We start from the raw sequence: 13,011 nt of genomic DNA, 5'->3' as shown, positions 1-13,011 counted from the left end.
GCAGCCGCTCCGATCCATTGCGAGCGGCTTCAGGTTCTTGATTCAGGCGCTCGCGACCGGCTGGGCCATTCCGCGCACGGGTGCGAGGGATCCCGTTTCCTTCGGCACGAAGCTTTCCGGCATTTCACCGCTGTCGAGAATGGCCTTGGCGCGCTCATTATCGACGGCCCCGACCCAGCGTCCGATGACCAGCGTTGCAATGATGTTGCTCGTCAGGTTGGTCGCTGCGCGGATTTCCGCCATGAAGCGGTCCACGCCGATCAGCAGGGCAAGGCCAGCCACCGGCAGGACGCCGACTGCGGGCATGGTTGCGGCAAGTGCGATGAAGCCGCCGCCCGTGACACCGGCTGCACCCTTGGAGGTGAACAGCATGATGAACAGAATGGTCAGCTGCTGCGCCAGCGACAGTTCGATATTGGTCGCATGGGCAATGAACAGGACGGCCATGGTCATATAGATCGCGGTTCCGTCCATGTTGAAGGAAAAGCCGGTGGGAATGACCAGTCCGACCACTTCCTTGCGCACGCCCAGATGCTCAAGCTTCGCCATGCTGCGCGGGATCATCGTCTCTGCCGATGTGGCGGCGAACACGACGAGAATCTCATCCTTGAAGTAGGACAGCACTTTGAAAAGGTTGAAACCGGCAAGGCGCAGGAACCCGCCAAGAATGAAGATGACGAAAAGGACACTGACGAGGTAGACCGCAAGCACCAGCTCGCCGAGGCTCATCAATGTGCCAATGCCGTATTTGCCGATGGTGAAAGCCATGGCGCCTGCAGCGCCCAGCGGCGCGGCCCGCATGATGATGTTGACCATGCCAAACAATGCGTGCGATGCCGTATCCAGCATGCCGACAAACGGCTTCGCCCGGTCGCCGAGCTTGCAAAGCCCGAGGCCGAACAGGACCGCGACGAACAGCACGGGCAGAATCTCGCCGCTGACGAAAGGCGCGACGAATGTGTTGGGGATGATATTGATCAGGAATTCGACCAGCGTGACTTCTCCACCCTTGGTGACATAGGTGGAAACCGCGCCTGCATCGAGCGTTGCCGGATCGGCATTGATGCCGCGGCCAACTGGCCAGACATTGGCGACGAACATTCCGATCAGCAAGGCGATTGTGGAAGCGACTTCGAAATAGATCAGCGACTTGACGCCGATATTGGCGATCTTGCGCATATCGCCGATCGTCGCGATACCAACGACGATGGTCAGGAATATGATCGGTGTGACGATGAGCTTGATCGCGCGGATGAACACGTCGCCAAACGGCTTGAGCATCACGCCGAGCTGCGGCTCGAAATAGCCGATCATGGTTCCGATAATCACGCCGATGATGACCTGCACGTACAGCTTGCCGAGCCAGGTTCGTGCAAAGCCCTTTTTTGGGGTGTTGTCGATTGTATTTGCTTGCACCATTTTCTCCTCCCAGAGAATGATTGCTTCAACTCCCTTTCCTTCCTCGATCCAGACCCTGCAACCTCCAACCAGCACCGTTTATATTGCGCTGCCTTTTGCCGGACATATCGATGAGGAAGCCAGTGCCGGGCCGACGGCACTGGCTCTGGAAGTTATTCGGCGGCCTGCGCCATTTGCGCAGCCCTCTTGTTTTTTACGACGACCTTGATGGCGTCATCGACGCGGTCTTTCGCATAACGCAGAGCCTCGGGCAGATCTTCCATATCGAAAGTATGGGTATGGATGATCGTGGCATCAAAGCGCTTCTGGCGCATGAACGCTTCCGCGCGATGCGTCGCCGACTTACCTTCTCCACGAATGCCGTAGAGATAGATATTGTTGCGGACCAGATAGGCGACATCGATCGGCACTTCTTCGCTCGGGAAAGCGGCAAGGCAAATCTTGCCGCCGCGATTGAGCATCTGTGCCGCTTCGTTGACCGCATTGGGCGCGCCTGAACATTCGACGACGAAATCCGCACCCTTTCCGTCCGTGATGCGGCGGACGGCTTCCACCACATTTTCCTTGCGCACATTGATCACATGGTCGGCACCAAGCCGCTTGCCCATTTCCAGACGATTGTCGCGCGTGCCGGTCAGAATGACAGGCTGCGCACCAAGCGCCTTTGCGACCGCAGCGCCAAGCAGGCCAATGGGACCGGGTCCGCTTACCACGACAGCGTCACCTGCAACCAGTCCGCCAAGTTCGGTCAATCCGTACATCGAGGTTCCGGCCGTTACGACAAGCGTGGCCTCCTCGTCGCTCATCGCATCATCGACATGAATAAGCGTATTGATGTTGTTGACCTGATATTCGCAGAAGCCGCCATCGGTCGTGAAACCGTTTGCGCGGTGGCCCTTGTCGACGTCGCCGTAGTTTTTTCCGTAATTGTGGCAGGACGTATACATGCCCTGACGGCAGCGCTTGCACTGTCCGCAACCGGCGTGAATTTCAACGGTAACGCGCTCGCCGATCCTGAACTCGTCAACACCGGGGCCCAATGCGACGACCGTCCCCATATATTCATGTCCGGGGGTGTAATTCTTGTTAAACGGCGCACCGCCCTCGATCATGGCCGGCGGTCCATGCTCGATGATTTCGAAATCGGTCGCGCAGATTGCAACCGCATCGATACGCACCAGAACTTCAGCTTTTTTAGGGGTAGGCACGGCCTTTTCGACAAGGGAAAGCTGGCCGGGATCACCCAACACCCAGGCTTTCATCTTTTCCGGGATGGGATAATCCGGATGTGTTTTTACATTCGCTGCCTGCGGCATACCGCTTCTCCTCCAAAGAATGATTTTCATGCGGCTCAAGCCAAAGTATACCTCTATTAGATTATTTATACTTTGGCGCACTTCAAATATAAGCAAACTTCACTTTCAAATAAGGAAGCGCGATATACCAATATCTATACTTATATCTACATGAACTATCGCCCCATGATCGACCATGGTCAACGAAGCAGATGGCTATTTCGCATTATGAAAATCGGGGGTGAAAATCAGGGATAAAAATCGGAGATCAAATCCGCTCTCAAGCGGTCGGCAAGCCAGCATATTCCGCAATGAGCGCCACTTCGCCCTGCGTGCCGAAGATGAAGGGCGTGCGGGCATGCAGACCATCCGGCACAAGGTCGAGAATACGCGCCGTGCCGTTTGTTGCAGCCCCGCCTGCCTGCTCGATGCAGAAGGCTATCGGATTTGCCTCATAGGTTTGCCGCAGACGGCCTTTCGCATAGCCCTGACGCTCATCGGCGGGATAAAGAAAAACACCGCCGCGTTGCAGAATGCGATATGTATCGGCAACCAGCGAGCCGACGTAACGCATTCCGAAATTGCGCCCACGCGGCCCGTCTTCGCCCGCCTCCAGATCCTCGATATAACGGGCGACAGAAGACGGCCAAAAGCGCCGGTTGGATGCATTGATCGAATATTCCCGGCTGTCACCGGGGAGAGACGTTTCGGCGTTCAGCAGAAAAAAGCCGCCACTTTTCGGCTGATAGATGAAAATGCGCGTCCCCGCCCCCAGCGTGAGAACCAGCAGGAGCTGCGCTCCATAGACAAAAAAGCCCGCGGCAAGCTGCCTGTTGCCCGGTTGCCTGTAGGCTTCGCAAGCCATCACTTTGTGTGCGGGGAGAACCGGCAGCAGCGAAAAGATGGTCCCGACCGAAACATTGGTCTCGATATTGGACGAGCCATCCAGCGGGTCGATGGCAAGAGCCAGTTCACCCGCACCAAGCACGACCGGCTCTTCCTGCTCTTCCGAGCCATAGGAGAAGACGGGTGCATTTTTCGCTGCCTGCAAAAATGCTTCATCGGCAAATATATCGAGCGCCTTCTGCGTCTCGCCGCTGGCGTTTTGCTCCGGCACGGCGCTGCCGTCCGTATGGGATATGCCTGCGGTCGAAATCGCCTGCTGAACCTTCACCGCCGCCCTGGTCAGTTCCACAAGGGTTTTTGCAACGGGTTTCAGCTCCGGCGTATTCGCAGCATCATCCAGATAGTTTTCAAGGGAAAGGGGCATCGATACATTCCTCAATGTGGGGCCTGTATGGAGGGAAGGAGAAATTTGAAATCTGGCCGGTTATTCCGGCTCGTGTCAGGCGCGGCTGTCGCACTCGATCAATGCGACAGCCCTGCTGCCTCGAACTCATCGCGCCGCATGAACAGGACTGATCATTGCCACCGGCGCGCCGGCCCGCCTCAAACGGCAGGCCACTGGTGATGGAAGGTGCCTTCCGCATCCAGTCGGCGGAAAGTATGCGCGCCGAACAGATCGCGCTGGCCCTGAATGAGATTGGCCGATCCGCGCGCGCGCCGATAATCGTCAAAATAGGCCAGCGCCGCCGAAAGTGCGGGCACCGGGATGCCTGCCGCAGCCGCCTTGGCGACCACATTGCGCAAAGCCTGCTGCCCCGCACTTACGCGCTTTGCGAAAGATGGCTCCTGAAGCAGATTGACGACCGGCGCGCCCGATTCATAGGCTTTGGTAATATCCTGAAGGAAGATAGAGCGGATGATGCAGCCCGCGCGCCAGATGCGGGCGATTTCGCCCAGCGGCAAATCCCAGCCATATTCTTTCGAAGCCGCCGACATGATGGCATAGCCCTGCGCATAGGCGATGATTTTCGCCGTCTCAAGGGCGGATTCAAGCTCGGCGATAGCCTGCTGATCCTTGCCGAATTCATTGGCCGCAAGTGCAATATTCCCATAAATCCGGCTCGCCTCAAGACGCTCTGGACGCAGCGATGAAATGCCGCGCGCAGAAACCGCAGCTTCCAGCGTGGTCGCGCCGACTCCGAGCTTCTGCGCTTCGATGACCGACCAGCGGCCGGTGCCTTTCTGGCCTGCTTCATCGAGAATGACATCGACCAGCGGCTTGCCGGTATCGGGATCGGCTTCCGCCAGAACGACCGCGCTGATTTCGATCAGGTAGGACGACAGCCCGCGCCTATTCCAGTCGCGGAAAATCTCCGACATTTCGCTGGCTGAAAGGCCGGGGCCATCGCGCATGATGCTGTATATTTCGGCGATCATCTGCATATCGGCATATTCGATGCCGTTATGGATCGTCTTGACAAAATGCCCCGCCCCGTCTGGCCCCAGCCATGCAACGCAAGGGCTGCCCTCATATTTTGCGGAAATTGGTTCAAGCAGCGGCTTCAGGCGGCTCCAGACGCGGCGATCCCCGCCCACCATGATCGACGGGCCATGCCGTGCGCCCTGCTCGCCACCCGATACGCCCATGCCGACGAAATGGATGCCTGTTTCGTCCCAGCGCCGGTTTCGGGCGACCGTATCATTGAAGTCGGTATTGCCCGCATCGATGACGATGTCGCCCTTTTCCAGCAGGGGAGCAAGATGCTCAAGCTGCTCATCGACCGCGTGTCCGGCATTGACCATCAGGACGATCACGCGCGGCGTGCGCAGGGCTGCGACGAAGTCTTCAAGGGAGTGCCGGGGATGAAGGCGCGGCGCAAGCTCGGGATTGTCCTCGCGCAATTTATCCGCCTTGGCAACCGTCCGGTTGAAAACAGCAACATCAGACCCTTTTTCTGCAAAATTCAGAGAAAGCATGGCGCCCATGGTGCCAAGACCAATAACCCCAATATCCGCTACTTGTGAACCCATGATCAACTCCCGACATTATTACTATTTATAGAAGTTACTATGCTTTATCTGGGATAGTGTCTCTTATTCAGAGTGTTATTTTATATTATGAAAACTGACAGGCAACAAAATGCCTATCCGTTTATATTCTACACGAAGCATCCTGCCGGCATGCGCCCCGAAAGTTCGCGCGCGCAGTTCACGACCGCATTCGCCACGTGCTGCCGGTATGCGTCGCTTGCGCGCTTTTTGGGAATGATAGCGCCCACCGAACAGACCACGGCACCCGACATATCGCGAACCGCAGCGCCATAACCCACTGAATCGGTCCGGTATTCGCCGTCATCCATCGCAAAACCGGAACGGCGGACCAGCCGGAGTTCCTCGATGATGGCGCCGAGCGAATTTATCGTCGCATCGGTAAAGGAAGTCATTCCATTATCGGTGAGCACCCGCGCCAGTTCCGCTTCCGGCAGCCAGGCGAGGATCGCCTTTCCGGTGGCCAGCGCGTGGGATGCATGCAGGCTTGCATGATCACGATGATCCAGTGCAGGCGCGATATGAGATGCCATGCGAATATGCGTCACCAGGGCCGATCCTCTGAGAACCGCCATCTGAACGGCTTCGCGCAGATCAAGGTTCAGTTCCTGTAATTTCGGGCGAACGAATTCCACCAGATTGAATTCGCGCACGGAACGCTGGGCAATGGCTTCAAGCTTCGTGCTCAGCAAATAACCGTTGCTGCGGCCAGCATAAACGATATAGCCGCGCTTCACCATCGTCTTGATCAGGTGGTGACAGGTCGAAAGATTGATGCCGGTCAGCTTGGCGATCTCGTTGAGCATGAGCGGCGTGTCGCTGAGCGACAGCGCTTCCATGATCGACAGGGCGCGATCGACCGATTGAATGCTTTTTCCGTCATGTCCGGCCTTTGCCCCTGCCACCATCCTGTATTGGTTCTGGCGAAATTGCGCCTCCTCCCAGGGCCGTTCTTTTACGATCTGCATCATGGTCCTCCTGCCAATGTTTCAAGCGTAGGATCGCAGCGGTTCAGCGTCAAGCAGCCGCAATTTACGCAAGCATGATTTTCATATTGTGAAATTGCCGCTGCTTCCATGCGCAAACAGCCCCGCCTTGCCGACTGAAAGGCTGCTGCTGCCGCCGGACATGGGGCAATCTGGCGCGACCAGGCTCAAGGAGAGAACCGGCACGGATTTTTCACCTCATGAAAAACCATGTTCAATCGTTGACCTTGCGGCGCAGCACTTCTGTAATCAGGCCAATGACAAATATCGTTGCGCCCAATCCATCAGGCGGGCGGATAAAACGGGAGGAAGTCTTGGTACAAACTGTCCGAGTGATGAGCACGCTCGCCGTCGAACTGGCGATGAAGCGCTATATCCTGCCCGCATGGACGCAGGCAGGCAACAATGCCCAGATGTTCTGGAACCCGACCGGGCTGTTGATGGAAAAAGTCCGGCTGGGCGCGCGCAGCGATGTCCTCATCGCGATAGACGAGCCGATTGAGGATCTGGCCGAAAGCGGGATCATCAGCCGCGAAACGATCTGCCCGATTGCGCAGGCAGGGTTTGGCATCGCCGTTCGCAAGGGTGCGCCCCTGCCCGATCTCTCATCCGTGGAGGCTTTCCGCACCGCGCTGCTGCAAGCGCGCTCCGTCGCCTATTCCCTGACCGGGGCAAGCGGCATCCATTTCCTGAAGGTCATCGAGCAGCTCGGCATTTCGGATCATGTCAAGCAGCGAGCGCTGGCGATCCCTTCCGGCTTCACCGCTGAAAAGCTCGTTTCCGGTCAGGCCGATCTCGCCGTGCAGCAAATCAGCGAACTGATGTCCATCGAGGGCGTGGAGATTGCAGGGCCGTTTCCCGAACCATTGCAAAAACGGACCAATTTTTCGGCGGCGATCTTCACTGACGCAAGGGAACCGCTCGCCGCGCAGCGGTTTATCGAATTGCTGTCGAACGGTTATTCGGCCAATGCCTATGAGCGCTGCGGCCTTCTCCCCCTGCAATCTCAAATCGCTGCCTGATCGGAAGTAAACCATGTCCACGAAAGCCCCCCGCATCGTTCTTCTTCACGCGACACCCGTGGCGATGGAGCCCATAAAAACGGCCATGACCACGCTGTGGCCGGAAGCGGAAGCGGTCAATCTGCTCGACGATGGATTGACGATTGACCGCGCAAAGGAAGGCGAGCGGCTTTCCGAAGGTCTGATCGCGAGATTTGTCGATTTTGGCCGTTATGCCGTGCGGATCGGCGCCGATGGGATACTCGTGACATGCTCGGCCTTTGGACCGGCGATCGACCGCATGATCGCTGAACTGCCCTTGCCGATCCTTCGTCCCAATGAGGCGATGTTTCGCGATGCCATTGCCGAGGGAAACCGGATCGGCATGCTTGCCACTTTCGCGCCGGCCGTGCCGACGATGGAAGAAGAGTTCGGGAATTTTGCAGCCGAGACGGGTTCCGCCAGCAAGCTGGAAACCATTGTCGTGCCTAACGCCATAGAACTGCTGCGCAGGGGAGATGCGGCTTCGCACAACCGGCTTGTCGCGGAAATGGCGCCGCGCCTTGCCGATCATGATGCAATCATGCTGGCGCATTTTTCGACTTCACGGGCTGCGGAAGAGGTGCGCAGGGCGATTGCCAAGCCCGTATTCACCGCGCCCGAAGCGGCCGTGAAGAAGATGAAGTCCCTCATTCTGGAGCAGGTGTGATGCTGTTAGGCGTAATTGCAGACGATTTTACCGGCGCCAGCGACATCGCCAATACTCTCGCCAGAGGGCAAAACGGCGAAGGCGGCTTGCTGACATCGCAATATATCGGCGTTCCAAAACAGGATGCCGCGCCAGAGGTCGAAGCGGGCGTTATTTCATTGAAATCCCGCTCGGTTGCGCCGGAAATCGCCATTCGTGATTCACTGGCCGCTCTTGCATGGCTGCAAGCGCAGGGTTGCAGGCAATTCGTCTTCAAATATTGCTCGACATTCGATTCAACCCCGAAGGGGAATATCGGCCCGGTCGGCGAAGCGCTGGCCGCAGCACTTGGCGTCAGGGGCGTCGTCGTCTGCCCGGCCTTTCCGGCCATGGGACGGACGCTCTATCAGGGCCATCTCTTCGTCAATGACCGCTTGCTGAACCAGTCGGGAATGGAAAACCATCCGCAAACCCCGATGACGGATTCCGACATCCGGCGCTGGCTGCGGTTGCAGACGCAAACCAATGTCGGGCTGGTGGCAAGCCCGACCGTGCGCATGGGGCCGGAAGCAATTCGTTGCGCACTCAAGGCAAGCGCCGATGACGGCGATACGCTGGTGGTCGTGGATGCCATCAGCAACAGCGATCTGGTGATGATTGGCCGCGCCTGCGCCGATGCCCCGCTTCTGACGGGCGGTTCGGGCATTGCGCTGGGGCTTGCGGGCAATTTCATCGCCAGAGGGCTTGCGTCCGGCAGGCTGGGTTCGTTCAAGGGCCAGCGCGGCCCCGAAGCGATCCTCGCGGGAAGCTGCTCGGGCGCAACTCGCGGACAGATCGACAATCATGCGCGCAATCATCCCACGCTGGCGATTTCGGTCGATGCGGTGATGTCCGGCCAGACGACATCATCCGATCTCATCGATTTCATATCCGCCAATCACGGCAATGCACCGCTTGCCTATTCATCGGGGACACCCGAAGAAGTCGGCCATGCGCAGCGCCGCTATGGCCGCGATGCGGTCGCTGAAAAACTGGACGCGCTGTTTGCCCAAACGGCGCGCGGACTGGTCGATGGTGGCGTGCAAAGGCTGGTTGTGGCAGGCGGCGAAACCTCCGGCGCAGTGGCGCTTGCGCTTGGCCTTGATGAACTCTCCATCGGCCCGGAGGTCAGCCCCGGCGTTCCCGTGCTCTTCAGTCGCGACAAGGAGATTGCGCTTGCGCTTAAATCCGGCAATTTCGGCGGGCCAGCCTTCTTTACCGATGCACTTTGCGCATTGGCCGGAGGGAACGGCGCATGAGTGCGGAAGCGTTACTCCGCGAAAAGCTGGTGCGCATGGGGGCGCTGCTTTATAACAGGCAATTGGCGCATGGCAGCGCCGGAAACCTTTCCGTGCGTCTTGAAGACGGCTCGATCCTGATTACCCCGACCAATTCGAGCCTCGGATTTCTGGAAGCGGACCGCATCGCGAAGATCACACCCGCTGGCGAACTCATCAGCGGCGATGCACCGTCCAAGGAATATTTTTTCCATCTCGCGGTTTACGATGAACGTGCGGCGGCAAAAGCCATCGTCCATCTTCATTCCACCTATTCGACCGCTGTTTCCTGCCTGTGCCACGAACAGGCGGACGACGTGCTGCCGCCGCTGACGGCTTATCATGTCATGCGCGTGGGCAAGCTTCCTCTGGTGCGTTATTATCGCCCCGGCGATCGCGCGCTGGCCGACGAGGTGCGCGCGGCATCAAGAAACCACCATTCGATGCTGCTGGCCAATCACGGCCCCATCGTTTCAGGCGCGACGCTGGAAGAGGCGGTCCATGCCTATGAAGAGCTGGAGGAAACAGCCAGGCTCTATTTCATAATCGGCGACCGAAAAGCTTCGCCGCTGCGCGCAGAACAGATCGCTGAAATCAATCGCGTTTTTCCCAATTGAACCGAGCGCCTCGTCATTCCGGAGATATATTATCATGGCCCTTGCAACCCTGCGCCAGCTTCTCGACCAAGCAGCCGCGCATGATTACGGCATTCCCGCATTCAACATAACCAATCTGGAAACCCTGTTGGCAGTCCTGCGCGCGGCAGAGCGCACCGACAGCCCGGTCATCGTGCAGGCAAGCCAGAGCGCCAGAAAATACGCCGACGACATATTGCTGAGCGCGATGGTGAAAGCCGCCGCCGAGCGTTTTCCCAAGGTTCCCATCTGCTTGCATCAGGATCATGGCTCCAGCCCGGATATGTGCCGGAGCGCCATCGATCTCGGCTTTACCAGCGTCATGATGGACGGCTCGCTGGAAGCCGATGGCAAAACGCCCGCCAGTTTTGACTATAACGTGGCCGTTACCGCAAAAACCGTGGCATTCGCCCATGCGGCCGGGGTTTCGGTCGAGGGCGAAATCGGTGTGCTGGGTTCGCTGGAGACAGGCGGCGGAGAACAGGAGGACGGCCATGGCATTGTGGGAACCCTTGAACGCGAGGCATTGCTGACCGACCCGCAACAGGCTTTCGATTTCGTCGCGGCAACCGGGGTCGATGCGCTCGCCGTTGCCATCGGCACATCACATGGGGCCTACAAGTTTTCCCGCAAGCCCACCGGCGATCTCCTTGCCATGGATGTGATTGCAGCCATTCATGCCCGCCTGCCCGATACGCATCTGGTCATGCATGGCGCTTCCACCGTGCCTGAAGAATTGCAGGAACTCATCAATGCCAATGGCGGCAATATCCCCAGGACCTATGGCGTGCCTTTGGAAGAGGTCGAAAACAGCATCCGCATGGGCGTTCGCAAGATCAATATCGACACCGACCTGCGCATGGCGCTGACCGGTTCGGCGCGCGAATATCTGACGGAAAATCCGGCATCATTCGATATACGCGGGATGATGAAATCCGGCCTTGCGCGGATGGAGACCCTTTGTGCCGAGCGTTTCGAACGCTTTGGCGCTGCCGGCCACGGCGCGCGCATCGATGTGCTGTCGCTCGAAGAAATGGCCCGATTGTATTGATACAAGCATTTCCAGCAAAACTGCGTAGCACCTTCGCAGGGAAATCACTTCACTGGAGTGATTTCTTTTCCTGCTCCGATGCGTCCGGATAATGCGGAGAAAAGAGAGCATTTCCAGCAAAAGCGTGAACAGGAACCGGCCAAAGGCAGTTGATGACGATAATACAGGCTCAAAAGAACTGGCTTACCCGGATCTTTCATAATATAAGGCCAGCCTGATATTTTACTGCCATCCGCCTCGACAAAGCGGGCTTAGAGTTGGTACCTGATGAACATCGACACCGCCGTGAACGACAAAGCCAGCGTCTTCGATCTGGCTCCGATTTCCCTTTGGCTTGAAGACTATAGCGGCCTGCGCAAACAGTTCGACGCATGGCGGGCTGAGGGCGTCACCGACCTCAAGGCGTTCTTGATGGAAGATACGAGCCGCCTTCGTATCTGTACGAGCCATATCCGCGTTCTGGCGGTCAACCGCAAGACGCTTTCGCTTTTTGCGGCAGACGACATCGATCATCTGGTTGCCAATCTGGCGCATATCTTCCGCGACGACATGCTGGAGCCGCATATCGATGAAATGGTGCAGCTCTGGAATGGCTCCGATACATTCATCAGCAATACGGTCAATTATTCGCTCGACGGCAGGCGTCTCGACATCCAGCTCAGGGGCCGCATCCTGCCCGGCCACGAGGAGGGCTGGGATCGCGTCCTGCTCTCGCTTGCGGACGTGACCGTACGCGAGGACGCCTTGCGCGAGCAGCAGCGTCACAAGCGCCATGCCCAGGGGCTGTTTGACCATTCGCCGGTCTCGCTCTGGGTCGAGGATTTCAGCCAGATCAAGAAACTCGTGGACGACATACGCCATCGCGGCATTGTCGACTTTCGCGTTTTCACCGATGTGCATCCGGAATTCGTGCGCCAATGCATGAACGAAATCCGGGTGCTGGAAGTCAATAACGAAACGCTGGAGCTGTTTCTGGCGCCCGACAAGCCAACCCTGTTGCAATGCCTGCCGCAGATATTTCGCGGCGAGATGGAGACGCATTTCCGCGAGCAGCTGATCGATCTGTGGAACGGCGTTCTTTTCCAGCGCCGCGAGGTGGTCAATTATGCCCTCGACGGCAGCGAGCGGCATGTTCTGCTGCAATTCTCGGTGCTGCCCGGTCACGAAAAGGACTGGTCGCTCGTACAGGTGGCCCTCACCGACATCACCGCGCGCAAGAAGGCGGAAGCCTATCTTGAATATCTCGGCAAGCACGATGTGCTGACCAAGCTGCATAATCGCGCCTTCTATGTCGATGAGCTGAACCGGCTGGAACGGCAGGCGCATATGCCGGTTTCCATCATCATCATCGACCTGAACGGGCTGAAGACCGTCAACGACCTTTGGGGGCATGCTTCGGGCGATGGATTGCTGCGCCGTATCGGCGAGGTCTTGAACGAAGCCGTCGAACAACCCGGCCACGCCGCCCGCATCGGCGGGGATGAATTCGCAATCGTTCGGCCTTATGTGGATGAGCGCGGCGCTGAAACGATGGTGGAAGACATCAGGCGGCTGGTGGAGATCAACAATCAGTACTATTCCCAGCTGCCGCTCAATATCGCCATCGGCGCGGCGACGACGGTTGCAGGAGGAAAACTCGAATCCGTCGCCCGGCGCGCGGACCTTTTGATGTACGAGCAAAAGCGCCAGCTCTATTCAGTCTGAAGCCCAGCTCTATTCTGCCTG

Annotated in this window: 11 protein-coding genes; 6 read left to right on the top strand and 5 right to left on the bottom strand. The window is 57.9% G+C overall.

Annotation, left to right across the window (positions count from 1 at the left end; translation table 11 throughout):
• Positions 1 to 42: 42 nt before the first annotated feature.
• From dctA to DKP76_RS04695, 5 genes are all read right to left on the bottom strand, one after another.
• The gene (gene dctA, locus DKP76_RS04715) at positions 43 to 1,419 is read right to left on the bottom strand and encodes a C4-dicarboxylate transporter DctA (RefSeq protein ID WP_109705307.1); all 1,377 of its coding nucleotides are present in this window, start codon (positions 1,417 to 1,419) and stop codon (positions 43 to 45) included.
• 152 nt (positions 1,420 to 1,571) lie between these two features.
• The gene (locus DKP76_RS04710) at positions 1,572 to 2,735 is read right to left on the bottom strand and encodes a zinc-dependent alcohol dehydrogenase (protein WP_109705306.1); all 1,164 of its coding nucleotides are present in this window, start codon (positions 2,733 to 2,735) and stop codon (positions 1,572 to 1,574) included.
• A 259-nt stretch (positions 2,736 to 2,994) separates the two neighbouring features.
• Positions 2,995 to 3,984, bottom strand: coding sequence for a class 1 fructose-bisphosphatase (locus tag DKP76_RS04705; protein ID WP_109705305.1), 990 nt, complete (start codon positions 3,982 to 3,984; stop codon positions 2,995 to 2,997).
• 179 nt (positions 3,985 to 4,163) lie between these two features.
• Complete coding sequence (gndA, locus tag DKP76_RS04700; protein ID WP_109705304.1) at positions 4,164 to 5,591, bottom strand: NADP-dependent phosphogluconate dehydrogenase; 1,428 nt, start codon at positions 5,589 to 5,591, stop codon at positions 4,164 to 4,166.
• A 128-nt stretch (positions 5,592 to 5,719) separates the two neighbouring features.
• Positions 5,720 to 6,580 (bottom strand): IclR family transcriptional regulator, encoded by an 861-nt coding sequence (locus tag DKP76_RS04695; protein ID WP_109705303.1) that lies wholly within the window; start codon positions 6,578 to 6,580, stop codon positions 5,720 to 5,722.
• Between the two features lie 329 nt (positions 6,581 to 6,909).
• Between DKP76_RS04695 and DKP76_RS04690 the strand changes: the two genes are divergently transcribed.
• The 6 genes from DKP76_RS04690 to DKP76_RS04665 all read left to right on the top strand — a co-directional run bounded on the left by DKP76_RS04690 (position 6,910) and on the right by DKP76_RS04665 (position 12,990).
• The gene (locus DKP76_RS04690) at positions 6,910 to 7,617 is read left to right on the top strand and encodes a molybdate ABC transporter substrate-binding protein (protein WP_158279412.1); all 708 of its coding nucleotides are present in this window, start codon (positions 6,910 to 6,912) and stop codon (positions 7,615 to 7,617) included.
• A gap of 13 nt (positions 7,618 to 7,630) precedes the next feature.
• Entirely contained in the window at positions 7,631 to 8,305 is a 675-nt protein-coding gene (locus DKP76_RS04685) for an aspartate/glutamate racemase family protein (RefSeq protein ID WP_109705301.1), read from the top strand.
• Positions 8,305 to 9,582 carry a 3-oxo-tetronate kinase gene (gene otnK / locus DKP76_RS04680; RefSeq protein WP_109705300.1) on the top strand — a complete coding sequence of 426 codons (1,278 nt, stop codon included), beginning with the start codon at positions 8,305 to 8,307 and terminating at the stop codon, positions 9,580 to 9,582. The genes DKP76_RS04685 and otnK overlap by 1 nt, the downstream gene beginning before the upstream one ends.
• Entirely contained in the window at positions 9,579 to 10,217 is a 639-nt protein-coding gene (gene otnC / locus DKP76_RS04675; RefSeq protein ID WP_109705299.1) for a 3-oxo-tetronate 4-phosphate decarboxylase, read from the top strand. The genes otnK and otnC overlap by 4 nt, the downstream gene beginning before the upstream one ends.
• 34 nt (positions 10,218 to 10,251) lie before the next feature.
• Positions 10,252 to 11,286: a class II fructose-bisphosphate aldolase gene (gene fba / locus DKP76_RS04670; RefSeq protein WP_109705298.1), complete on the top strand. Its 1,035-nt coding sequence runs from the start codon at positions 10,252 to 10,254 to the stop codon at positions 11,284 to 11,286.
• A 267-nt stretch (positions 11,287 to 11,553) separates the two neighbouring features.
• Positions 11,554 to 12,990, top strand: coding sequence for a sensor domain-containing diguanylate cyclase (locus DKP76_RS04665; RefSeq protein ID WP_109705297.1), 1,437 nt, complete (start codon positions 11,554 to 11,556; stop codon positions 12,988 to 12,990).
• Positions 12,991 to 13,011 lie beyond the last annotated feature (21 nt).

The sequence above is a fragment of the Falsochrobactrum shanghaiense genome (genome assembly GCF_003149535.1).
Taxonomy (GTDB): domain Bacteria; phylum Pseudomonadota; class Alphaproteobacteria; order Rhizobiales; family Rhizobiaceae; genus Brucella; species Brucella shanghaiense.
The sequence above is the reverse complement of the archived record's forward strand: the minus strand, read 5'-3'. Positions and strand labels throughout refer to the sequence as shown.

Excerpts from the sequence above, each read along its gene's own strand:
- dctA (WP_109705307.1), bottom strand. The coding sequence starts at position 1,419 with ATGGTGCAAGCAAATACAATCGACAACACCCCAAAAAAGGGCTTTGCA.
- DKP76_RS04710 (WP_109705306.1), bottom strand. The coding sequence starts at position 2,735 with ATGCCGCAGGCAGCGAATGTAAAAACACATCCGGATTATCCCATCCCG.
- DKP76_RS04705 (WP_109705305.1), bottom strand. The coding sequence starts at position 3,984 with ATGCCCCTTTCCCTTGAAAACTATCTGGATGATGCTGCGAATACGCCG.
- gndA (WP_109705304.1), bottom strand. The coding sequence starts at position 5,591 with ATGGGTTCACAAGTAGCGGATATTGGGGTTATTGGTCTTGGCACCATG.
- DKP76_RS04695 (WP_109705303.1), bottom strand. The coding sequence starts at position 6,580 with ATGATGCAGATCGTAAAAGAACGGCCCTGGGAGGAGGCGCAATTTCGC.
- DKP76_RS04685 (WP_109705301.1), top strand. The coding sequence starts at position 7,631 with ATGTCCACGAAAGCCCCCCGCATCGTTCTTCTTCACGCGACACCCGTG.
- otnK (WP_109705300.1), top strand. The coding sequence starts at position 8,305 with ATGCTGTTAGGCGTAATTGCAGACGATTTTACCGGCGCCAGCGACATC.
- otnC (WP_109705299.1), top strand. The coding sequence starts at position 9,579 with ATGAGTGCGGAAGCGTTACTCCGCGAAAAGCTGGTGCGCATGGGGGCG.
- fba (WP_109705298.1), top strand. The coding sequence starts at position 10,252 with ATGGCCCTTGCAACCCTGCGCCAGCTTCTCGACCAAGCAGCCGCGCAT.
- DKP76_RS04665 (WP_109705297.1), top strand. The coding sequence starts at position 11,554 with ATGAACATCGACACCGCCGTGAACGACAAAGCCAGCGTCTTCGATCTG.